Consider the following 20,618-nt stretch of genomic DNA (forward strand, 5'->3'; position numbering starts at 1 on the left):
GCGAGAGACCGAAGTGGCCTGACGTCTGGGGACGTTCGTCTGTACACAACTGGGGAGCTAAGGCCGTACGCCGACAGGCCGTCATGTACTCGATGCCGCGAACCCACTTGGGGCCCTTCCAGGCGTACAGATGCGGCACGACGAGCCGCAGCGGAAAGCCGTGCTCGGCGGTCAGCGGCTCACCGCCCTTGTGGGTCGCGAAGACGCTCCGCTCGGAGGCGAAGTCCACGATCCGGAGATTGGAGCTGAAGCCGTACTCGGCCCAGACCATGACGTGGGTGACGTTCGCGGCGGGCGGCGCGAGCTCCAGGACCGTACGGGCGAGGACACCACCCCATTCGGCCCCGAGCATGCTGTATTTCGTCACGCAGTGCAGATCTGCGACCACCGAGGAGAACGGCAGGGCCGAGAACTCCTCGTGGTTCCAGCAGTGCTTCTCGCCGTTGGCCGTGGCCCCGAATACCCTGAACTCCCAGCGGTCCGCCTTGAACTTGGGGACGGGGCCGTAGTGGGTGACCGGCCAGCCACGCTGCAACCGCTGCCCCGGCGGAAGCTCCTGCTGCTCCGATACGCGGCTTTCCGGCTGACCCATGACTCCATGGTGACAGACCGGGCAGGGTGGTCATGACCAGGTCTGGGTCGATTCGGGCAACTCCTACTAAGCATGCACTTACTGGACTGCCCACGGTGGCGGTGCAAGGATCACGGCAACCTGCCCAGTTACACGTCTGGAAGGAGCCGCTGCGATGCAGGGCGACCCCGAGGTCATCGAGTTCCTCAATGAGCAGCTCACAGCCGAGCTGACTGCGATCAACCAGTACTTCCTGCACGCGAAGATGCAGGAGAACTTCGGCTGGACGAAGCTCGCGAAGTACACGCGGGCCGAGTCGTTCGACGAGATGAAGCACGCGGAGGTGCTGACCGACCGCATCCTCTTCCTCGAGGGGCTGCCCAACTATCAGCGGCTCTTCCATGTCCGCATCGGGCAGACCGTCAAGGAGATGTTCGAGGCGGACCGCCAGGTCGAGGTCGAGGCGATCGACCGGCTGCGGCGCGGCATCGAGGTCATGCGGGCCAAGGGCGACATCACCTCGGCGAACATCTTCGAGAGCATCCTCGCGGACGAGGAGCACCACATCGACTATCTCGACACCCAGCTGGAGCTGGTCGAGAAGCTCGGAGAGGCGCTCTACCTCGCCCAGCTGATCGAGCAGCCGCAGGGCTAGGCCCCGGAGGGTCAGGCGGCCTCGTCGAGCGCCGGAGCGGCTTCGCCGAGCCCGGCGTCCGCGGCCAGTACGGCGGCGGCGTTGCCCTGGTCGAGCAGCTCACGGCGGGGGCACGCGCCGCGGCCGAGAATGCCCTGGATGCGCCGCACGCACGATCCGCAGTCGGTGCCGGCCTTCGAGACCGAGGCGATCTGGCGGGGGGTGCACGCACCCGATGCCGCGTGTTCCTTGACCTGCTTCTCGGTGATGCCGAAGCACGAGCAGACGTACACGCGGTTCACCTCCCGGCGGGATCGATGGTGTGGCCTTCCCGATGATCGGTGAGGCTAACCTAACCTTACCCGGCGAGTCCACCAGGCAAAAGTCCCGGAAATGACGGTGGGGCGCGGATCACATCGATCCGCGCCCCACCGTTCTTGATCCGTCACAGCCCGCACCGGGCGGACGTGCTACTGGTCGCCCTACTGGTCGCGGTACATCTCCGCCACCAGGAACGCCAGGTCCAGCGACTGGCTGCGGTTGAGCCGCGGGTCGCAGGCCGTCTCGTAACGCTGGTGCAGGTCGTCGACGAAGATCTCGTCGCCGCCGCCCACGCACTCCGTGACGTCGTCGCCGGTCAGCTCGACGTGGATGCCGCCGGGGTGGGTGCCCAGGCCCTTGTGGACCTCGAAGAAGCCCTTGACCTCGTCGAGCACGTCGTCGAAGCGACGGGTCTTGTGCCCCGAGGCCGCCTCGAAGGTGTTGCCGTGCATCGGGTCGGTCACCCAGGCCACGGTGGCGCCGGAGGCGGTGACCTTCTCGACCAGCTCCGGGAGCTTGTCCCGGACCTTGTCGGCGCCCATGCGGACGATGAAGGTCAGCCGGCCCGGCTCGCGCTCTGGGTCCAGCCTGTCGATGTAGTGCAGCGCGTCGTCGACCGTGGTCGTCGGGCCGAGCTTGATCCCGATGGGGTTCCGGATCTTCGACGCGAACTCGATGTGCGCCCCGTCCAGCTGGCGGGTGCGCTCACCGATCCAGACCATGTGGCCGGACACGTCGTACAGGCTGCCGGTCCGCGAGTCCACGCGGGTGAGCGCGGACTCGTAGTCGAGGAGCAGCGCCTCGTGCGAGGCGTAGAACTCGACGGTGCGGAACTCGGCCGGGTCGGTGCCCGCGGCCTTCATGAAGTTCAGCGCGTTGTCGATCTCGCGCGCGAGCTGCTCGTAGCGCTGCCCGGACGGGGACGACTTCACGAAGTCCTGGTTCCAGGCATGCACCTGGCGCAGGTCCGCGTAGCCACCGGTGGTGAAGGCACGCACCAGGTTGAGCGTCGCGGCGGACGCGTTGTACATCCGCTTCAGCCGCTCGGGGTCCGGGATCCGGGCCTTCTCGGTGAAGTCGAAGCCGTTGACGGAGTCGCCCCGGTAGGTGGGCAGAGTGACCCCGTCGCGGGTCTCGGTGGGCTTGGAGCGCGGCTTGCTGTACTGGCCGGCGATCCGCCCCACCTTCACGACCGGCACGGACGCCGCGTAAGTGAGGACCGCACCCATCTGGAGCAGGGTCTTGAGCTTGTTACGGATATGGTCGGCCGACACGCCGTCGAAGGCCTCGGCGCAGTCGCCGCCCTGGAGAAGGAACGCCTCGCCCTTGGCGACGGCTCCCAGTCGGGCGCGCAGCTGGTCGCACTCGCCCGCGAAGACGAGCGGCGGATACGACTCGAGGTCCGCGATCACATCGCGCAGAGCCTCGGCATCGGGGTACTCGGGCTGCTGCGCCGCGGGAAGGTCTCGCCAGGTGTTGCCACCGGTAGCGGTGGTCTTAGCGTTCACGGTCACCTCGTCAACATTACGGGGTCGCTCGGCCTGTCCACCCCTATGCCCAAAGAATGAGACAAAGCGATCACTGGGTGGTCACTGTGATCCCTGCTTGAGCTCGAACCATACGCACTTCCCGCCGCCCACCGGGTCCGGCTCGACGTCCCAGACGTCGGTCACGGCCGCGAGCAGCGCGAGCCCCCGCCCGCCCTCGTCCCACGTGCCCGCGGCGCGCGGGGCGGGGAGGGCGGGCTCGGCGTCGTGCACCTCGATCCGGACCCCGGAGTCGCGCCGCAGCACGTGGGTGGTGCACCGCCGGTCGGGCACGTGCCGGAACACGTTCGTGAGCAGCTCGGTGAGCGCGAGCTCGGCGGCGTCGGCGAGCGCGGCCATGCCCCAGAGCCGGAGGTAGGCGCGGACGACGCGGCGGAGGTGGGTGGGCGAGTGGTCGCCGACGGTGAGGGTGATGCGGTACTGGCGGGGTGGGTACTCGGTGGGCCCGTAGATGAGATTCACATCACAAGCGTGTAGTGCGACGACTACGCTGAGCTATGGCGTGAAATCAACTCCCGCCGGAGTGACGTTCCTTGAGCGAGGGGGCTCCCGTGGCCAACATCCGAGAACTGGATCCGGGAGCGTCCCCGCTCCACTACTTCGGTGCCGAGTTACGGCGCCTACGGGATGCGGCGGGACTCACGCTGGACCAGCTGGGGAAGATCGTCTTTCTGACGGGCTCGATGATCGGCCAGATCGAGACAGCGACGAAGACCCCGAAGGACGAACACATCCCGCGCTTGGACGCGGCGCTGGGTGCGGATGGGGCGCTGGTGCGGGCGTGGGAGCTGGCACGCCGCAGCCGGTTGCCGGGGTGGTACCAGCGGATCGCGCAGATGGAAGCGACGGTCGACAAGATCCTCGTATTCCAGGCAACGGTCGTGCACGGGCTCTTGCAGACCGACGGTTACGCACGGGCCGTGCTCGGTGTGATGCATCCGGAGGACCTGGACATCAAGGTCGAGGCCAGGCTGGCGCGGCAGGAGATCCTCAAGCGAGCCGAGCCGCCGATGCTGTGGGTCGTACTGGCCGAGGCGGTGCTGCATCAGGAGATCGGCGGAAAGGCTGTGATGCGGACGCAACTGGAGCACCTGTTGAGTTTCCGGCGCTGCGAGAGCGTGCAGATCCAGGTACTGCCTTTCACTGCCGGGGCACATGCGGGAATGACCGGCTCGTTCACCATTTTCTCGTTCGATGACCAGGCAGACGTGGCGTACTCGGAAGGGTACGAGGACGGCGGCTGGGCGGTCGTCAACAGCAAGGAGGTCAAGGCCCGTTGGCTCCGTTACGATCTCCTGCGAGCTGCCGCACTCTCTCCCGAGGACTCGGCAGACCTGATCCACCGCGTGATGGAGGAACGCTATGAGCAGCGTCCGGGTCCCGGCCGACGTCCGGTGGCGTAAGTCCAGCTACAGCGACGACAAGGGCGGCGAGTGTGTCGAGGTCGCGTCGGTCGACCGCCTCGTCGCGATCCGGGACTCCAAGCAGCCCGACGGGCCCGTGCTGGCCGTGAGCCCCGCCGCATTCTCCACCTTCGTCGCCGGCATCGGCTTCGGCATCGGATAAGGTCGTCGCATGTTCGCGCAGACGACCCAGAACTGGTGGTGGACCGCTCATCCGGCGGCCCACTGATCGCGCGTACTCACCGAACTGACGCGAAGGCCGCCCCGAGGGGCGGCCTTTCTGCTTGTCACGGGCCGTTCCTCCCACTCGGAAGGAACACCACGGATGCTCATCAGCAGACTGCTGGACGACGACTGCCCGCCCTTCGCCCTGCTCCGCCGCCGGACGCCGGGGCGGGACCACGACACCGTAGAAGTGCTGCTCGGCGGCGTACGCGAGGTGGCGCGCCTCGCGGACATTCCGATCGGCTCGAAAGGAACGCTGGCGCTCGTGCCGTTCCGGCAGATCAGGGAGCGCGGCTTCGACGTGCGCGACGACGGGACCCCGCTGAGCGTGCTGGTCGCGGAGGAGTCGTACGAGCTGCCGCTCGCGGACGTGCTGGACACGCTGCCCGCGCACGACGTACGCGTCGAGGGCGGTGCGTTCGACGTCGCGGACGACGAGTACGCCGGGATCGTCGAGCGGGTGATCCGGGACGAGATCGGGCAGGGCGAGGGCGCGAACTTCGTCATCCGCCGGACGTTCCAGGGGCGGATCCCCGGCTTCGGGCGAGCCGACGCGCTCGCTCTCTTCCGGCGGCTGCTGGCCGGCGAGCGGGGCGCGTACTGGACGTACGTCGTACACACCGGCGACCGGACGCTGGTCGGGGCGAGCCCCGAGGTCCATGTGCGGATGTCCGGCGGAACGGTCGTGATGAACCCGATCAGCGGGACGTACCGCTACCCGGACGGGGGGCCGACCGTCGAAGCCCTGCTGGAGTTCCTCGGCGACCGCAAGGAGACCGAGGAACTGTCGATGGTGGTCGACGAGGAGCTCAAGATGATGTGCACGGTCGGCGACATGGGCGGGGTCGTCGTCGGGCCGCGGCTGAAGGAGATGTCCCATCTCGCGCACACGGAGTACGAGTTGCGGGGCCGGTCGTCTCTGGACGTACGGGACGTGCTGCGGGAGACGATGTTCGCGGCGACGGTGACCGGGTCCCCCGTGCAGAACGCCTGCCGGGTGATCGAGCGCCACGAGGTCGGGGGGCGCGGCTACTACGCGGGGGCGCTGGCGCTCGTCGGACGGGATGCGAGCGGGGCGCAGACGCTGGATTCACCGATCCTGATCCGTACAGCGGACATCGACCCGGCGGGGCGGCTGCGGGTGCCGGTCGGGGCGACGCTCGTACGCCACTCCGACCCGGCGAGCGAGGTGGCGGAGACGCACGCCAAGGCGGCGGGTGTGCTGGCCGCGCTCGGCGTACGGCCGGGGCGGCCGGAAGGCGAGGCCGTACGTCCTCGGCTGGCCGACGATCCGCGGGTGCGGGCCGCGCTGGATGCCCGGCGGGCGGACCTGGCGCCGTTCTGGCTGCGGATGCAGTCGCGGTCCGCGGAGCTGAGCGGGGAGGTGCTGGTGATCGACGGGGAGGACACGTTCACCTCGATGCTGGCACATGTGCTGCGCTCGACCGGGCTGGAGGTGACGGTACGGCGGTACGACGAGCCGGGGCTGCGGGAGGCCGCGCTGCGGCACGCCGGTCACGCCGGTCCGGTCGTGCTCGGGCCGGGCCCGGGCAATCCGGAGGACGCGTCCGACCCCAAGATGCGGCTGCTGCGCGGGCTGGCGGCGGATCTGCTGCGGGAGCACCGGTACGGGCTGCTGGGTGTGTGTCTGGGGCACGAGCTGATGGCGGCGGAGCTGGGGTTGCCGATCGTGCGGAAGGCCGAGCCCGCGCAGGGCGCGCAGACGGTGATCGATCTCTTCGGGCGGGAAGAGGTCGTCGGGTTCTACAACACGTTCACGGCGAGCTGCGACGCGGAGGCGGCGGGTGAGCTGGCGCTGCACGGGGTGGAGGTCAGCCGTGACGCCGTGACGGGCGAGGTGCATGCGCTGCGCGGGGCGCACGGTTTCGCCGGCGTGCAGTTCCACCCGGAGTCGGTACTGACGCTGCGCGGCGCGGCGATCGTGGCCGAACTGCTGGCGGGGATGGGGGCGGGGGTGCGGGTGGCGGGGTGACGCTGCCCGGGGGCGAGGGCGGACGGGAAACCCGGGGCCGCCCGGTTGGTGAGTATGGCGGGCCGGACCGGACCGTCAAGGGCGCTCCTGCGTCGCGTCGCTGCGCGATGGCCTACGGCCACCCTTGACCCTCCGCCCCGTCCCGCTGGTGCAGATGAGTGTCGGGCGGCCCCGGGAGCGGGGCCCCACCAGAGCCCCGGGAGTGGCGCGCGTTGCACGGTGGCCTCAGCCCGTTCGATGGGGCAAGACACGCGCCCACTTCGGGGGCTGCGGGGCTCGGCTAGGGCGTGTATCGGGTCGTGATCAATGAGCATCGCAGCCTCCGGGGTGGGTGCCCCGTCTGGGGTGCGGGGCCCGGCGATCTGCGGCTGCGCCGTGTGGGTGCGAGTAATCGGAAGCGTTGCTGCAGGCAGGCGGCGGCGGAGCCCGAGGGCCCCGGCTGCGTGCCCGCCGGGACGGTGTGTCAGACCATGGCGAGCCGGCCCACCAACAGCTCCACCCTCGGCTCAGCGTCCTCGGGCAGCAGGCGGCCCGCTCGGGTCAGGGTCGCCAGGCCGTGCAGAGCCGCCCAGAACACCTCGGTGAACAGCCCCGGGTGGACGCCGTCGCCGGCGACCTCGGCGAGGGACTCGAGCAGGGCGGCGAAGGCGTCCTTCAGCGGCTCGGGGGTGTCCTCCTGCGCGTACGCCAGGCCACCGTCGAGCTGGAACAAGGCGTCGTAGACCGCCGGGTTGTGCTCGGCGAAGTCGAGGTAGGCGCGGGCGAGGGCGGCGACCCGCTCGCGCGGGCTGTTCGCTCTGGAGGCCGCGGCACGCACCGCCGCGGCCAGCTCGGCGGCGCCTCCCAGGGCGACGGCGCCGATGATCTCGCGCTTGCCGCGGAAGTGGCTGTAGAGGACGGGCTGGCTGTATTCGATGCGCTCGGCGAGCCGGCGGGTGGTGACTGCGTCCCAGCCCTGCTGCTCGGCGAGTTCGCGGGCCGTCGCCACGATGAGGCGTTCGCGCTCCGCCCGTTCGCGCTCCTTGCGTTCCTTTGCCGACATGAATCGATCCTAGCATCGCTAGACAACCGAGCGTTAGAAGTAATAGCGTTGCCTCATCAGCTAGCAACGCTAGTTCACGGAGGGATCGTCATGCTCAACACACTCGAGGTCGTCACCACCGTCGTCGTCGGCCTGATGGTGGGGGTGGAGTTCTCCGTCGTCTTCATCATGAACCGGATCCTGGACGCGCTTCCCGAGGACAGCGGCCAGCTCGGCCACGCCCACGGCGGCCGGATGCTCGGCGCCCTGATGCCGTTCTGGTACATAGGCTCACTCGTCCTCAGCGCGATCTGGGCCGTCGCCGGATGGCACCACCACGGCGCCGGACTTGTCGTCACCGCCGCCGGACTGCTGATCCTCAGCGTGGTCATGTCGATCCTGCTGCTCGTCCCGATCAACAACCGAAACAAGACCTGGACCCCCGAGAACCGGCCCGCCGACTGGAAGGAGCAGCTGCACCGCTGGAACCGCTACCACTACATCCGCGTCGCCGTCATCGTCGCCGCGTTCACCCTGCTGGTCGCCGCCCTCGCCTGATACCACCGCCGCCCCGACATGCACTGGTTCGCCCCTGTATATCGATGGCTTCTGCCCCGTCGGGGTGAGCCGGAGAGGGCATCGGATTTCTGACCCCGCGGGCCGAGGCCGCGCCGGTGGCCAATCCCCAACTGCGATCCCGGCAAGCTGCGCCCATCGATCGGCCGCGTCCACGCGGCCTGGGCATCCTGCTGGTGACGGGTCACCGCCGGGCGCTGGGCTGGGTGCTGCTGATGGAAGCACTCGCCGCGTACGGCGACATGACCAACGTGCTGGCCCACCACGGCTCCGTGGCCACCGCGCTCGGCGTCCACTGCCTGACCGCGACACTGATGGTTGTCAACGGCCTGCTGATCATGCGCGAGACCCGCAACGTCGCGGCAAAGGCCGCTCCGGAAACGCCCGCCCCGCAGCCCGGCTAGCGCGTGGGAGTTCATCGAGCCGCACCTGCCGATCGGCGAGTGCGGCCCGTACCCCAAGACCCTGCGGCAGCAGTTCGAGGGCGTGATCTGGCGGTTCCGGACCGGCGGGCAGTGGCGGGAGCGACTCATTGATTACGACCCGATACGCGCCCTAAACGGCCGACGGCCGTCTGTTGCACCGGGACAACGCCCAATCCGAGGTGAGACGACGCCAAGCAGCCGAGGGGGGCCACAGGCAGGCCACAAACCCCGGCAAATGGGACAGGATTGAGGCTCGGCGGGCCTCTCATGCCGCCTGATGTCGCCACACCTCGGCTCCAACGACCTGACGGCCGGGTGGCCGGGGCCAAGCACCTCCCGGCCTGCCACGCACGGCAATCACCCACCGGCCTGCGGCCGCTGAGCCAGCGCCGAGCCCCCGCGAGAAGATGGCGCCCTGCCCACGGCCTGCGGCCGCTTGGCCGGGCCGGGCCCATCCCGGAGCTGTCGCGCCGCCTGACCACCCACCAACCGGCGGCCGCTGAGCCGGGGTTGCCTCCGTGGCGAGGCGACTGCGCACCACCACCCGGTGGCCGCTGAGCCGGGGCCGGGCCCACCCCGGAGAGACCGCGCCCCGCAACCGCCCACCGGCCTGCGGCCGGGGGCGGACCGCAAGCGGAGCTCAAGCAGCCCCGGGCCCCGCCCCAGGGGCCGCCCCCCACTCATCAGTCAGCGGTGGAGGGACGGGAGTCCAGGGTGGCCGAAGGCCATCGCGCAGCGACGCGACCGCAGGGAGCGCCCTTGACACCCGGCCCGGAACCGCCATCATCACCAACCGGGCGGCCCCCCACCCGCACCACCCGCCCCCGGGCAAGCCGGACCCGCCCCCCGGCCCTCACCCCACCACCGCCTCGTACAAGCTGAAGCCCGCCAGCGCCGGCATCACCAGCGCCGCCACCTTCGTGATCAGCCCCAGCGGTACGTACTTCATCAGCAGGCGGTCTCACACAAGGCCTCGGTAAAACCAGGTTCTACGGCCTGGTTATGGCTGACAGGATCCAGGTCATGCCTACCTTCTCCGCGCCTGACGGAACTCAGCTCGCCTACCGCGTGATCGGAGACGGCGACCCGGTCATCTGCCTCCCGGGAGGTCCCGCCGACTCTGTCTACCTCGGCGACCTCAGCGGTCTGTCCACGCACCGTCGGCTGATCGTTCTGGACCTTCGCGGCACCGGCCGGTCCGCGGTTCCCGAAGACACCACTTCCTACCGCTGCGATCGCCTGGTCGACGACGTCGAGGCGCTGCGTGAACACCTCGGTCTCCGCCGGATGGACCTGCTCGGCCACTCCGCCGGCACGAGTGTTGCGACGCAGTATGTGGCCCGGTACCCGAAGAACGTCAGCAGGCTCGCCCTGATCGGGCCCGGTCCCCGAGCTGTTGGCATAGCGATCACTGGGGAGATGCGACGCGAACTCGCGCAGCTTCGGAAGAACGAGCTGTGGTTCCCGGCGGCGTTCGCCGCACTGGAGGCGATCACCGAGGGTACCGGCAGCGACTGGGAGGCCATCGCTCCCTTCTTCTGGGGCCGTTGGGACGCCACGGCACAGAAGCACCATCTGGCCGGCCGGCCGACCAACAAGGAAGCTGTCGCTCTCTTCGCGGCCGAGGGCGCATTCAATCCGGAGACCACTCGTGCGGCGCTCGCGGGTTTCGAGGCACCAGTCCTGCTGCTCACCGGAGAGTTCGACCTGAACAGCCCCCCTCAGTCGACGGCCGAGTTCGCGACCCTCTTCCCCGATGCCACGCTTGTCGTACAGCCGGGCGCGGGCCACTACCCGTGGCTCGACGACGCCGACCAGTTCGTGGCGACCACCGCGGCATTCCTGGGATAGCGACGATCGTCATCGCTGCTCCCTCACGTGGTCGGGATACCAGGCGGTGACCTTCACGGCTATGACCAGCAAGGCGATCGGGATGATCCAGTCGAACCAGTCCCGTCCCGCGCTCAGCCGCATGCCGATGAGGTAGCTGACGGCGCTCAGCGCGAAGACCACTCCCCACAGCAGGGTCAGGTCCTGGTTCACCCGCTTGAAGACCGGCGAGTCCCATACCTGCGGGGGCGTGGACTCCCTGGCGTACTGCTCGGTGAACGGCACGAACGCCAGTGAACCGAGCGCGACGACCGCGATGACCCCGGTGGCGATGACCTGCGAGTAGTCCTCCAGTGCCCGCAGGTCCCCACGGTCGAGGATCAGCGCCAGCACCGACAGCACGGCGAACAGGACCAGCCCCACGAGGTTCAGCGCCTTCGGAGCGCCACGGCGCAGGTCCGGAAGACACAGAACGACCGACGCCACCAACGCCCCGAAGGCCGCGTACTTCCAGCTGCTCGGGGAGCTGACGACGCTGAAGATGATCCACGGTACGAACGCGAACCACACGCCGTGTGCTCCGCGTCCCGGTGTATGGGTTGGCTTCGCATCGCGTGACGTCTGCGGAGAGGAGGTCACGACTGCCTCCGGGCCACATCGGCGTGCCTGTCACCGGTGCCCAGCCGCTGGCAGGACCTTCCCACCCATCGTGCGCTCGACGGTTCGTTCCCGCACGCTCTCCCCGAGCTATGCGCCCACCACGCCCCGCCGACCGCTCAAGACCTCGACACCGGCAGATCGGCAGCCCGTTCCGGCCGCGCGTCGGTGGTCGCCGCATCGGCCGACGGGGACACCACCGACCCGCGCGCCGGGGGTGTCCCCGAAGCAGCCGGCGGCGACGACAGACCCCCACCACCCAGGAGACCGCCCGCGGCCTGGAGGCCGCGGGCGAGCCAGTGGGAGCGTCCCGCCACGATGGGACCCAGGACCGCGAGGACCAGGACGTAGCCGGCGATGAACGGGGCGAGGCGGCCGTCCAGGCCCGCCGTCGCGGCCATGGCGGCCAGGATGAGAGCGAACTCGCCGCGTGCCAGCAGGGTGGTGGCGATGTTCGCCGTCGGTCCGGGACCGTAGCCGTGCAGGCGGGCGGCGATCAGGCCGGCAGCCACGTTCATGGCGATGGTCAGCGCGGCAGCCGCGGCAACGGGCCCCGCGACGGAGACGAGGTCGCCGGGGTCGATGGCCAGTCCGAAGGCGAAGAAGAAGATGGCGGCGAACGCGTCCCGCAGCGGGTGCACCAGATGGCGGATCCGCGGCCCCGACGGGGTGCCGCCCAGGATGAGGCCGACCATGAACGCTCCGATCGCGTCCGCGACCCCGAGGACCTCGGAAACGCCGGCGACCAGAACAGCGGCGCCGAGGAAACTGACGACGAGCAGTTCGTTGTCGCGCACGGCGATAAGCCGGCCGACCAGCCGCGTTCCGTACCGGGCCGCCGCCGCGAGCACCAGCAGGAAGCCGAACGCCTTTGCGGTCTGCACGATCATCTCCGCCGGACCCTCGGCCCCGCTGAGAACCGGCTGAAGCGCCGCGAGGTAGAGAGCCAGGAAGATGTCCTCGACGACGATGACCCCCAGGATCAGACGGCTCTCCGGACGGCCGATGCGCCCCAGATCGATGAGGATCTTGGTGACGATCGCGGACGAGGAGATCCCGATGACCCCGGCCAGCACCAGCGCTTCCCTCCCACCCCACCCCAGAGCGAAGCCGAACCCCAGGCCGGCGCCCACGTTGAGCAGCAGATAGAGCCCTCCCGCGGCCAGCAGGAGCCTGCCGCCGCGTTTCAGATCATCGAGGTGGAACTCCAGGCCCAGGTAGAACAACAGCAGCACGAGCCCGAGCGCGGAGAGCATCTCCAGGTCGTGAGCGTCCTCGACGAGAACGAGGCCGGGCGTGTGCGGGCCGAGCAGGATGCCCGCGAGCATGAACAGCGGGATGGTCGGAAGCCCGATACGGCTGCCGAGGCGGGCCAGGAACGCTGCGGCGAGGAAGGCACCGCCCATGGCGAGCAGGGTGTCGGCATGGCCCACGGGTCACCCCCGCCCGGTTCGGACGCGCCGCGAGTCGAAGAGCTGCCCCGCGACCCCCGCCAGCACCACGCCCGCCGCGAAGAGCAGGCCCTGCGCGAGGACGATGCCCGGGACAAGAACGGCGAACGCGAGGGCAAGTACCAGCCAGGCCGCCCGGTGCCGGTGCTCCCGGGGCAGGCGCGCGGAGCCGGGCTCGCGCTCGTACGATGCCCTGTTCTCGTACGGTGCCATGCGTCCTCCTTCCAGAGACCGAAAAACCCAGCGGTATCGGCGTGCCCCTTCACGATCACCCGCACCGACCGGGCGCGACCATCGGTGACGCCACCCATCTCCCCCGGGAGTAAACGTGCAGACGCACCGGCGCACGGCCCGGAACCCGGCAAGGAAGGCGATAGTGGGAGGCGAGGGCGGCTCTCCCCGTCCCGTCCCAGGGCCAACACCCCGACCCCGACGAGGAGGCGATGGAACAGTGCCCCTGTTCTGGCGGATCTTCCTGCTCAATGCCGCCGTACTGCTCGCGGCCACCGCTTTGCTGCTGCTGGGGCCCGTCACCGTCTCCACGCCCGTCCTGCTGACCGAGGCCGCGGTGCTGACCGGCGGCCTGGCCGCCATGCTCGTCGCCAACGCCGTCCTGCTCCGCATCGGCCATGCCCCGCTGCAGCGGCTCACCCGCGCCATGACCACCGCCGACCTGCTGCGCCCCGGCAGCCGCCCCACAGCCGGCGGGCACGGCGAGATCGCCGAACTGATCGAGACCTTCAACACCATGCTCGACCGGCTGGAAGCCGAACGCGCCACCAGCAGCGCCCGCGTGCTGTCCGCGCAGGAAGCCGAACGCCACCGCATCGCCCAGGAGCTCCACGACGAGATCGGCCAGACCCTCACCGCCGTCCTGCTCGAACTCAGGCGTGTCGCCGACCACGCCCCGCCCGGCGTACGGAGGGAGCTGCACCAGGTGCAGGAGACCACCCGTGCGAGCCTGGACGAGATCCGCCGCATCGCCCGTCGCCTGCGCCCCGGCGTACTGGAAGAACTCGGCCTGATCAGCGCGCTCAAAGCGCTCACCAACGAGTTCTCCGCGCCCGGCCTGACCGTGCGCCGGCACTTCGCGGGCGACGCGCTGCCCCTCGGCCACGACGCCGAGCTCGTCCTCTACCGCGTCGCCCAGGAAAGCCTCACCAACACCGTCCGCCACGCACACGCCGGCCGCGTCGATCTCGAACTCCACCGCCGCCCGGCCGGCGTGCAGTTGTGCATCCGGGACGACGGGCGGGGCATCGGCAACGCGCCCGAAGGAGCCGGCATTACCGGTATGCGCGAACGCGCCCTGCTCATCGGGGCCGACCTCACCATCGGCCCGGGCCCCGGGGGCGGCACGGAAGTACGGCTACAGGTGCCCCTCCGGACCGGGAGCGACTGACCGACATGCAAGCGACCAACCCGCCCGAGGCGACTACCTCGGCCACCCCGTCAACCTCGGCCACCCCGTCAGCCCCGGCCACCCCGTCAGCCCCGACCCGCATCCTGCTCGCCGACGACCATGCCCTGGTCCGCCGCGGCGTGCGGCTCATCCTGGACGGCGAACCGGACCTGACCGTCGTCGCCGAAGCCGGCGACGGCGCCGAGGCCATCGACAAGGCCCGCGCCCTGCGCCCCGACCTGGCCATCCTGGACATCGCCATGCCGCGCCTGACCGGCCTGCAAGCGGCGCGCGAACTCTCCCGCCGGCTCCCGGACCTGCGCATTCTCATTCTGACGATGTACGACAACGAGCAGTACTTCTTCGAAGCCCTGAGGGCCGGAGCCTCCGGTTACGTGCTGAAATCCGTCGCCGACCGGGACCTGGTCCAGGCATGCCGCGCCGCCATGCGCGGCGAACCGTTCCTCTACCCCGGCGCGGTCACCGCCCTCATCCGCAACTACCTCGACCGCGCACGGGACGGCGGCGCCATTCCCGCCAAAGCCATCACCGACCGGGAGGAGGAGATCCTCAAGCTCGTCGCCGAAGGCCACACCTCACAGGAGATCGCCGGGCTCCTCGTGATCAGCGTGAAGACCGTCGAACGGCACCGGGCCAACCTGCTGCAGAAACTCGGTCTGAAGGACCGGCTGGAACTGACCCGGTACGCGATCAGAGTCGGACTGATCGAGCCGTAGCCCTCAGAACCCGTAGCCCCGGAACCCGCAGTCCCGGGGCCTCGTCCCGTCCGCTCCCCCGGCCCAGCTCCAGACCCAGACCCCCGTCAGCCGAAGAACACGCCCACTTCCCTGTACAGCTCCGGGTCGACCGTCTTCAGCTTCGCCGTCGCCTCGGCGATCGGGACCCGCACGATGTCCGTACCGTGCAGGGCGACCATCTTGCCGAAGTCGCCGTCCCGTACCGCCTCGATCGCATGCAGGCCGAACCGCGTGGCCAGCCAGCGGTCGTACGCGCTGGGCGTGCCGCCGCGCTGGACGTGGCCCAGGACCGTGGTGCGGGCCTCCTTGCCGGTGCGCTTCTCGATCTCCTTCGCCAGCCACTCGCCGACCCCCGAGAGCCTGACGTGCCCGAACGAGTCGAGCGTGCCGTCCTTGAGGACCATCTGGCCGTCCTTGGGCATCGCGCCCTCCGCGACCACCACGATCGGCGCGTAGCTCGCCTTGAACCGGGAGGTGACCCACGCGCACACCTGGTCGAGGTCGAAGCGCTGCTCCGGGATCAGGATCACGTTCGCACCGCCGGCCAGCCCCGAGTGCAGCGCGATCCAGCCGGCGTGACGGCCCATCACCTCCACCACCAGCACCCGCATGTGCGACTCGGCGGTGGTGTGCAGCCGGTCGATGGCCTCGGTCGCGATGCCGACGGCCGTGTCGAAGCCGAAGGTGTAGTCCGTGGCGGACAGATCGTTGTCGATGGTCTTCGGTACGCCGACGCAGTTCACCCCGTACTCGTCGGAGAGCCGCGCGGCCACGCCGAGCGTGTCCTCGCCACCGATCGCGATCAGCGCGTCAACCTCATGCTTGACGAGGTTCTCCTTGATCAGGCGGACGCCGTTCTCCTGCTTGAGCGGGTTGGTCCGCGAGGAGCCGAGGATGGTTCCGCCGCGCGGCAGGATTCCGCGTACCTGGGGGATGCCGAGCGGGATCGAGTCCCCTTCGAGGGGCCCGCGCCAGCCGTCCCGGAAGCCGACGAAGTCGTACCCGTACTCCTGGACGCCCTTGCGGACGACACCCCGGATCACCGCATTGAGCCCGGGGCAGTCGCCGCCCCCGGTCAGCACTCCGACCCGCATGGAATTCTCCCTTCGCCGCATTGACCCTTGTTGGCGGTCACGCTAACGGTGACCCAGGTCACTCCGGGACCGGGCGGAGAGTCAATTCCAGTGAATTCGAGGGGAGTTACGGATCAACATTCACTCGTACGTGGACTACGCGTGCGGGTGCCGGACGTACGGGGACTATGCGTCGTCGAGGCCACGCTCTATCGCGTACCGCACGAGCTCCACGCGGTTGTGCAACTGGAGCTTGCCGAGGGTGTTCTGCACATGGTTCTGCACCGTGCGGTGCGAGATGACCAGGCGCTCGGCGACCTGCTTGTACGAGAGCCCCTTGGCGACCAGCCGCAGCACCTCCGTCTCACGCTCGGTGAGCTGCGGGGCTTTCGGTTCGTCCGGCGCGGCGGGCGCCGGGTCGGAGGCAAGCCGGCGGTACTCGCCGAGCACCAGGCCCGCGAGGCCAGGAGTGAACACCGGGTCACCGACAGCCGTGCGGCGGACCGCGTCGATGAGCTCCTCCGTACTGGCGGACTTCAGCAGATAGCCGGTGGCCCCGGACTTCACCGCCTCCAGCACATCCGCGTGCTCACCGCTGGCGGAGAGGACGAGGACGCGCAACGCCGGGTTTGCACCGACCAGTTCCTTGCACACCTGCACGCCCGGCATTCCGGGCAGATTCAGGTCCAGTACCAGTACGTCGGGGGCCGCGGCCCGTGCCCGCCGGACCGCCTGCGGGCCGTCGCCCGCCGTGGCGACCACGTCGCAGCCGGCGGCGGCCAGGTCGCGGGCGACCGCGTCCCGCCACATCGGGTGGTCGTCGACCACCATCACCCTGATCGCCTGCTGCTCGCTCATGCCGTGCCGCTCGCTCATGCGGTGCTGCTCGCTCATCCTGCCGCCTTCCCCCGTGGAACTCTCATCGTGGAACCTTCAACTCGACCTCTGTGCCCTGCCCCGGGACCGACACCAGCTCCGCCGTACCGCCCAGGTCCCGCAGCCGCCCGCGGATCGACTGGGCCACGCCGAGGCGCCCCTCGCCCTCGGCCTGCGCGAGCCGGCCGGCCGGGATGCCTGGCCCGTCGTCCCGCACGGTCACGATCACCGCGTCCGGCTCGTCCTCCACCAGGATCCAGGCCTGGGCGTCCTCGCCAGCATGTCTGCGGACATTGTCCAGGGCGGCACTGACAGCCGCGGCCAGCTCCTTCGCGGCGGCGGGTGGCAGCAGCACCGGAGCCCCGGGCTCGGCGAAGCACACCCGCGATCCGGCATGCGGGGCGAGCAGGGTGCGCAGGTCGCACCCCCGGCCGCCGCCGGCCTCGCGGCCGTCCGCCTCGCCGACCGCCTCGTCGTCCGCATCGACGGCACGGACCACCGCACCCCGGGATGCGTCCTCGGACGCGTACGTCGTCGGGACCAGGCCGCTGGAGACCAGCGTGCGCAGGGCGACCTCCTGCTCGCCCGCCATCCGTCCCAGCTCAGCGGCCTCGCCGCCCATCGCGGTACCGCGCCGCTGCACCATCGCCAGCACCTGGAGCACGCTGTCGTGGATGTCACGGGCCAGCCGCTCCCGCTCGCGGGTCGCGGCCTCGATCTCCAGGGCCCGGGCGAGGGTGGCCTCGCTGGCGCGGGCGACCTCGACGACGTAACCGATGGCGATGGACGCGACCCAGACCAGCAGGACGTTGTGGAAGGTGTCCCGGCTGGGTTGGCCACGCTCGACGATGTTGGCGACGGCGACGAGGGAGGACGCGAAGCCCGCCCAGCGCCAGCCGCCCTTGATCGCGTACGCGAGGACGGATCCCGCGGTCCATATCGACGGCAGCGTGGGGCCGTCGAACTGCTGGGCGTGCTCGTCGGCGAGCGGCGTGAGGAGGATACCGGTGAGAGCGATCGTGAGGTCGGCGACGAGGAAGCCCTTGGTGCAGCTCCTGGCGTTCACGACCTTGGGCAGGGTGGCCAGCGTCCAGACGGCAAGGAAGGCGAGGAAGCCGATCGCGACCCACGGGCGCTCGAAGTCGTCGCGGGCGAACACGAAGAGCAGCACCGCGTAGACCATCGTCAGCACGCGGTACGCGGTCAGCGCACGCCACAGCGGCTGCTCCACCGACATGCGCACCACGCGCTCGCGCTTCGCCATCTCCCCACCCCTTCCCGCACCTCCGGAAATCCCCGGAGCCCCAAGGATCCCCGGAATCCGGAGCCCCCCGGACGGTCGCGGCTAGTACTGCAACGGTCTACTAGCCGCCGGACCGTTCCGCCTTCTCGCGCTTGGCGTCCTCCGCCTGCCTCTTCGCCGCCTCGGCGATCCGGCGCTTGGCCGCGGTCGCGTAGATGTCGACGTACTCCTGGCCGGAGAGCTTCATGATCTCGTACATGACCTCGTCGGTCACCGAGCGCAGGATGAACCGGTCGCCGTCCATGCCCTGATAGCGGCTGAAGTCCAGCGGCGGACCGATCCGGATGCCCGGGCGCATCAGCTTGGGCACGACCTTGCCGGGCGGCTGGATCTTCTCGGTGTCGATCATCGCGACCGGGATCACGGGCGCGCCGGTGGCCAGGGCCACGCGCGCCAGGCCGCCGGGCTTGCCGCGGTAAAGACGGCCGTCGGGCGAGCGGGTGCCCTCCGGGTAGATGCCGAAGAGCCCGCCGCTCTCGATGACGTCGATGCCGGCCCTGATCGCCGCCTCGCCCGCGCCGCGCACGCCGGAGCGGTCCACGGGCAGCTGGCCGACGCCCTTGAAGAACGCGGCCGTGAGCTTGCCCTTCACGCCGGGCGAGGTGAAGTACTCGGCCTTGGCGATGAAGGTGACCTTGCGGTCGAGGACTGCGGGCAGGAAGAAGGAGTCCGAGAAGGACAGATGGTTGCTCGCGAGGATCGCCGGCCCCTCGGCGGGGATGTTCTCGAGGCCCTCCACCCACGGCCTGAAGGCGAGCTTCAGTGACCCTCCGATGGAGAACTTCATTGCGCCGTAGATCAACTCGCGTACCTTCCCTGGGTCTGTCGAACAGACCTTAACCCGTGCCGGGGCCGCGGCCGGGCTGCGCTCTCGCTCACAACAGGCCGTCGACCCTGGTCGGTGTCAGTCCGGTCGCGTACGGTGAAGTACACATGGCGCACCCCTCGTCAGACCTCCGTCAGACCTCGTCAGACCCCCGTCAGACCCCCTTCCCTGCCTACGAACAGGAGACCCCGGTGCCGGTCCTCCCTGGAGCTGAGCCGTTCCGCCACGAGGGCGGAGAGGTCGGCGTCCTCCTCTGCCACGGCTTCACCGGTTCCCCGCAGTCGATGCGCCCCTGGGCCGACCATCTGGCCGCGCGGGGGCTGACCGTGTCCCTGCCGCTGCTGCCGGGACACGGCACACGCTGGGAGGACATGCAGCTCACCGGCTGGCAGGACTGGTACGCGGAGGTGGACCGGGAGTTGCGCGCCCTGCTGGAGCGGTGCGGCCAGGTCTTCGTCTTCGGCCTGTCGATGGGCGGGGCGCTCACGCTGCGGCTCGCCGCGAAGCACGGGGACGCGATCAGCGGGATCGTCGTGGTGAACCCGGCGAACAAGGTGCACGGTCTGTCGGCGTACGCGCTGCCGGTCGCGCGTCATCTCGTACGGACGACGAAGGGCCTGCGGAGCGACATCGCGAAGGAGGGCATCGAGGAGGTCGGGTACGACCGGGTGCCGCTGCACGCCGCGCACTCCCTGCGGAACTTCTTCCGGCTCGTCGACACGGAACTTCCCCAGGTCACCCAGCCCATGCTGCTGCTGCACAGCCCCCAGGACCATGTCGTGCCGGCGGCGGACTCCGCGCGGATCCTGAGCCGCGTCTCGTCGACCGACGTGACCGAGACGATCCTGGAACAGAGCTACCACGTCGCGACGTTGGACCATGACGCGGAGCGCATCTTCGAGGACAGTTACGCCTTCGTCGGGCGGCTGGCTCCGAGTGTCGGCAAGGTGGGGTCGCCCCTGCCGGAAGTAAGCGGAGGGACGGCCACCGGTGGCTGAACAGGACGCGGACCGCGGCGACAGCCGCGAGGACGACCGGGAACCGAGGGTGACCCCGGCGGCCGGGGAGACCGGTGCGGAGGCCGCGGGTTCGGGGGCCGCGGGTGCCGGGGCCGCCGGGGGCGGTGCGCCGATCGACGAGGACGCGGCCTGGGCGGCGATCGTCGCCGGTTACGGCGCGGAGCCGCCGGATCCGCCGGGCGCGAAGCCGTTCAAGTCGATCGAGGATCTCGCCCTGCCGGACTACGAGATCAACAGCACCGAGCCGGGCAGGGAGTCGCCCGAACCGGCCGCCGACAAGCCGCTCGGCAGCTCGGTGGTGTTCGCGCCGGGTGTCGGCCCGGGCGCGGGCCCGCGTGACCACGAGCTGGCGGAGCCGGTCGACGACGACCTCGACGAGAGCGACGAGGGCCACTTCGTACCGCCGGAGCCCCCGCCGCTGCCGGCCGCCGACACGACGTCGAAGTTCGCCTGGCTGGCGGTCGTGGGCGGCCCCCTGCTGCTGCTCCTGGCGGTTCTGCTGGGCTGGCCGATGACCTGGTGGCTGACCACGCTGGGAATCGGCGGCTTCCTGGGAGGCTTCGCCACCCTGATCGCCCGCATGCGCCAGGACGACGAGGAGAACGACGACCCGGGCCGGGGAGCGGTGGTCTAGGGCCTGTCCGGCGGATCAGGGCCGGATAGGACGCGGCGTCTGGTGCACTGCGCTTCGCTCCGTCTCCGCTCTT

At 70.0% G+C, this 20,618-nt stretch carries 23 protein-coding genes and 2 pseudogenes; 12 read left to right on the top strand and 13 right to left on the bottom strand.

Annotation, left to right across the window (positions count from 1 at the left end; translation table 11 throughout):
- A partial coding sequence (locus ACWV17_RS32855; protein WP_455362530.1) for a molybdopterin-dependent oxidoreductase occupies nt 1-592 on the bottom strand: 592 nt, incomplete at its 3' end.
- A 154-nt stretch (nt 593-746) separates the two neighbouring features.
- Between ACWV17_RS32855 and bfr the strand changes: the two genes are divergently transcribed.
- Nucleotides 747-1,226 carry a bacterioferritin gene (bfr, locus tag ACWV17_RS32860; RefSeq protein WP_455362531.1) on the top strand — a complete coding sequence of 160 codons (480 nt, stop codon included), beginning with the start codon at nt 747-749 and terminating at the stop codon, nt 1,224-1,226.
- A gap of 11 nt (nt 1,227-1,237) precedes the next feature.
- Here bfr and ACWV17_RS32865 read toward each other — a convergent pair whose 3' ends face one another.
- The 3 genes from ACWV17_RS32865 to ACWV17_RS32875 form a co-directional block, all read right to left on the bottom strand.
- Complete coding sequence (locus ACWV17_RS32865; protein WP_455362532.1) at nt 1,238-1,498, bottom strand: (2Fe-2S)-binding protein; 261 nt, start codon at nt 1,496-1,498, stop codon at nt 1,238-1,240.
- Between the two features lie 189 nt (nt 1,499-1,687).
- A complete protein-coding gene (locus ACWV17_RS32870) occupies nt 1,688-3,040 on the bottom strand; it encodes a class II 3-deoxy-7-phosphoheptulonate synthase (RefSeq protein ID WP_455362533.1) in 1,353 nt (450 codons plus the stop codon).
- A gap of 75 nt (nt 3,041-3,115) precedes the next feature.
- The gene (locus ACWV17_RS32875) at nt 3,116-3,535 is read right to left on the bottom strand and encodes an ATP-binding protein (RefSeq protein ID WP_455362534.1); all 420 of its coding nucleotides are present in this window, start codon (nt 3,533-3,535) and stop codon (nt 3,116-3,118) included.
- An 89-nt stretch (nt 3,536-3,624) separates the two neighbouring features.
- On the opposite strand from ACWV17_RS32875, the gene ACWV17_RS32880 reads away from it, so the two are divergent.
- The 4 genes from ACWV17_RS32880 to ACWV17_RS32895 all read left to right on the top strand — a co-directional run bounded on the left by ACWV17_RS32880 (nt 3,625) and on the right by ACWV17_RS32895 (nt 6,694).
- Nucleotides 3,625-4,476 carry a helix-turn-helix domain-containing protein gene (locus ACWV17_RS32880; protein WP_455355533.1) on the top strand — a complete coding sequence of 284 codons (852 nt, stop codon included), beginning with the start codon at nt 3,625-3,627 and terminating at the stop codon, nt 4,474-4,476.
- Complete coding sequence (locus tag ACWV17_RS32885; protein ID WP_455362535.1) at nt 4,436-4,639, top strand: DUF397 domain-containing protein; 204 nt, start codon at nt 4,436-4,438, stop codon at nt 4,637-4,639. The genes ACWV17_RS32880 and ACWV17_RS32885 overlap by 41 nt, the downstream gene beginning before the upstream one ends.
- A 9-nt stretch (nt 4,640-4,648) precedes the next feature.
- Complete coding sequence (locus ACWV17_RS32890; RefSeq protein ID WP_078513512.1) at nt 4,649-4,705, top strand: trp operon leader peptide; 57 nt, start codon at nt 4,649-4,651, stop codon at nt 4,703-4,705.
- 96 nt (nt 4,706-4,801) lie between these two features.
- Nucleotides 4,802-6,694 carry an anthranilate synthase family protein gene (locus ACWV17_RS32895; protein WP_455362536.1) on the top strand — a complete coding sequence of 631 codons (1,893 nt, stop codon included), beginning with the start codon at nt 4,802-4,804 and terminating at the stop codon, nt 6,692-6,694.
- A 463-nt stretch (nt 6,695-7,157) separates the two neighbouring features.
- Here the strand turns inward: ACWV17_RS32895 and ACWV17_RS32900 are convergent, their stop codons facing one another.
- Nucleotides 7,158-7,736, bottom strand: coding sequence for a TetR/AcrR family transcriptional regulator (locus tag ACWV17_RS32900; protein WP_455362537.1), 579 nt, complete (start codon nt 7,734-7,736; stop codon nt 7,158-7,160).
- Nucleotides 7,737-7,826: 90 nt separating this feature from the next.
- Between ACWV17_RS32900 and ACWV17_RS32905 the strand changes: the two genes are divergently transcribed.
- On the top strand, nt 7,827-8,273 hold the full coding sequence (locus ACWV17_RS32905; protein ID WP_454380974.1) for an anthrone oxygenase family protein: 447 nt from the start codon (nt 7,827-7,829) through the stop codon (nt 8,271-8,273).
- A gap of 179 nt (nt 8,274-8,452) precedes the next feature.
- A pseudogene (locus ACWV17_RS32910) lies at nt 8,453-8,695 on the top strand (DUF4267 domain-containing protein); the annotation flags it as partial.
- A gap of 874 nt (nt 8,696-9,569) precedes the next feature.
- On the opposite strand, the pseudogene ACWV17_RS32915 reads toward ACWV17_RS32910, so the two are convergent.
- Nucleotides 9,570-9,674: pseudogene (locus ACWV17_RS32915) on the bottom strand (TMEM165/GDT1 family protein); the annotation flags it as partial.
- Nucleotides 9,675-9,739: 65 nt separating this feature from the next.
- Between ACWV17_RS32915 and ACWV17_RS32920 the strand changes: the two are divergent.
- The gene (locus ACWV17_RS32920; protein ID WP_455362538.1) at nt 9,740-10,567 is read left to right on the top strand and encodes an alpha/beta fold hydrolase; all 828 of its coding nucleotides are present in this window, start codon (nt 9,740-9,742) and stop codon (nt 10,565-10,567) included.
- Between the two features lie 9 nt (nt 10,568-10,576).
- Here ACWV17_RS32920 and ACWV17_RS32925 read toward each other — a convergent pair whose 3' ends face one another.
- From ACWV17_RS32925 to ACWV17_RS32935, 3 genes are all read right to left on the bottom strand, one after another.
- On the bottom strand, nt 10,577-11,116 hold the full coding sequence (locus ACWV17_RS32925) for a hypothetical protein (RefSeq protein WP_455362539.1): 540 nt from the start codon (nt 11,114-11,116) through the stop codon (nt 10,577-10,579).
- A 206-nt stretch (nt 11,117-11,322) separates the two neighbouring features.
- Entirely contained in the window at nt 11,323-12,636 is a 1,314-nt protein-coding gene (locus ACWV17_RS32930) for a cation:proton antiporter (protein ID WP_455362540.1), read from the bottom strand.
- Nucleotides 12,637-12,639: 3 nt separating this feature from the next.
- Nucleotides 12,640-12,867 carry a DUF3040 domain-containing protein gene (locus ACWV17_RS32935; protein ID WP_455362541.1) on the bottom strand — a complete coding sequence of 76 codons (228 nt, stop codon included), beginning with the start codon at nt 12,865-12,867 and terminating at the stop codon, nt 12,640-12,642.
- Between the two features lie 238 nt (nt 12,868-13,105).
- On the opposite strand from ACWV17_RS32935, the gene ACWV17_RS32940 reads away from it, so the two are divergent.
- Both ACWV17_RS32940 and ACWV17_RS32945 read left to right on the top strand, forming a co-directional pair.
- Complete coding sequence (locus tag ACWV17_RS32940) at nt 13,106-14,056, top strand: HAMP domain-containing sensor histidine kinase (RefSeq protein ID WP_455362542.1); 951 nt, start codon at nt 13,106-13,108, stop codon at nt 14,054-14,056.
- A gap of 5 nt (nt 14,057-14,061) precedes the next feature.
- Nucleotides 14,062-14,793, top strand: a complete 732-nt coding sequence (locus ACWV17_RS32945) for a response regulator (RefSeq protein ID WP_455362543.1) — start codon at nt 14,062-14,064, stop codon at nt 14,791-14,793.
- Between the two features lie 86 nt (nt 14,794-14,879).
- Here ACWV17_RS32945 and ACWV17_RS32950 read toward each other — a convergent pair whose 3' ends face one another.
- The 4 genes from ACWV17_RS32950 to ACWV17_RS32965 all read right to left on the bottom strand — a co-directional run bounded on the left by ACWV17_RS32950 (nt 14,880) and on the right by ACWV17_RS32965 (nt 18,868).
- Complete coding sequence (locus ACWV17_RS32950) at nt 14,880-15,908, bottom strand: 6-phosphofructokinase (protein ID WP_455362544.1); 1,029 nt, start codon at nt 15,906-15,908, stop codon at nt 14,880-14,882.
- A gap of 165 nt (nt 15,909-16,073) precedes the next feature.
- On the bottom strand, nt 16,074-16,745 hold the full coding sequence (locus tag ACWV17_RS32955; RefSeq protein WP_455355568.1) for a response regulator: 672 nt from the start codon (nt 16,743-16,745) through the stop codon (nt 16,074-16,076).
- Between the two features lie 61 nt (nt 16,746-16,806).
- Nucleotides 16,807-18,027: a MacS family sensor histidine kinase gene (gene macS / locus ACWV17_RS32960; protein ID WP_455362545.1), complete on the bottom strand. Its 1,221-nt coding sequence runs from the start codon at nt 18,025-18,027 to the stop codon at nt 16,807-16,809.
- 100 nt (nt 18,028-18,127) lie between these two features.
- Nucleotides 18,128-18,868, bottom strand: a complete 741-nt coding sequence (locus ACWV17_RS32965) for a lysophospholipid acyltransferase family protein (protein ID WP_455355513.1) — start codon at nt 18,866-18,868, stop codon at nt 18,128-18,130.
- Between the two features lie 215 nt (nt 18,869-19,083).
- On the opposite strand from ACWV17_RS32965, the gene ACWV17_RS32970 reads away from it, so the two are divergent.
- Both ACWV17_RS32970 and ACWV17_RS32975 read left to right on the top strand, forming a co-directional pair.
- Nucleotides 19,084-19,890: an alpha/beta hydrolase gene (locus tag ACWV17_RS32970; protein WP_455362546.1), complete on the top strand. Its 807-nt coding sequence runs from the start codon at nt 19,084-19,086 to the stop codon at nt 19,888-19,890.
- On the top strand, nt 19,883-20,545 hold the full coding sequence (locus tag ACWV17_RS32975) for a hypothetical protein (RefSeq protein WP_455355511.1): 663 nt from the start codon (nt 19,883-19,885) through the stop codon (nt 20,543-20,545). Before ACWV17_RS32970 ends, ACWV17_RS32975 begins: the two co-directional genes overlap by 8 nt.
- Nucleotides 20,546-20,618: the final 73 nt, after the last annotated feature.

The organism is Streptomyces mabaensis (genome assembly GCF_053763515.1).

What these genes read in the sequence shown, in the direction of transcription:
- ACWV17_RS32945 (WP_455362543.1), top strand. Translation starts at nt 14,062, where the DNA reads ATGCAAGCGACCAACCCGCCCGAGGCGACTACCTCGGCCACCCCGTCA.
- ACWV17_RS32920 (WP_455362538.1), top strand. Translation starts at nt 9,740, where the DNA reads ATGCCTACCTTCTCCGCGCCTGACGGAACTCAGCTCGCCTACCGCGTG.
- ACWV17_RS32935 (WP_455362541.1), bottom strand. Translation starts at nt 12,867, where the DNA reads ATGGCACCGTACGAGAACAGGGCATCGTACGAGCGCGAGCCCGGCTCC.
- macS (WP_455362545.1), bottom strand. Translation starts at nt 18,027, where the DNA reads ATGGCGAAGCGCGAGCGCGTGGTGCGCATGTCGGTGGAGCAGCCGCTG.
- ACWV17_RS32885 (WP_455362535.1), top strand. Translation starts at nt 4,436, where the DNA reads ATGAGCAGCGTCCGGGTCCCGGCCGACGTCCGGTGGCGTAAGTCCAGC.
- ACWV17_RS32905 (WP_454380974.1), top strand. Translation starts at nt 7,827, where the DNA reads ATGCTCAACACACTCGAGGTCGTCACCACCGTCGTCGTCGGCCTGATG.
- ACWV17_RS32895 (WP_455362536.1), top strand. Translation starts at nt 4,802, where the DNA reads ATGCTCATCAGCAGACTGCTGGACGACGACTGCCCGCCCTTCGCCCTG.
- ACWV17_RS32900 (WP_455362537.1), bottom strand. Translation starts at nt 7,736, where the DNA reads ATGTCGGCAAAGGAACGCAAGGAGCGCGAACGGGCGGAGCGCGAACGC.
- ACWV17_RS32950 (WP_455362544.1), bottom strand. Translation starts at nt 15,908, where the DNA reads ATGCGGGTCGGAGTGCTGACCGGGGGCGGCGACTGCCCCGGGCTCAAT.
- bfr (WP_455362531.1), top strand. Translation starts at nt 747, where the DNA reads ATGCAGGGCGACCCCGAGGTCATCGAGTTCCTCAATGAGCAGCTCACA.
- ACWV17_RS32955 (WP_455355568.1), bottom strand. Translation starts at nt 16,745, where the DNA reads ATGAGCGAGCAGCAGGCGATCAGGGTGATGGTGGTCGACGACCACCCG.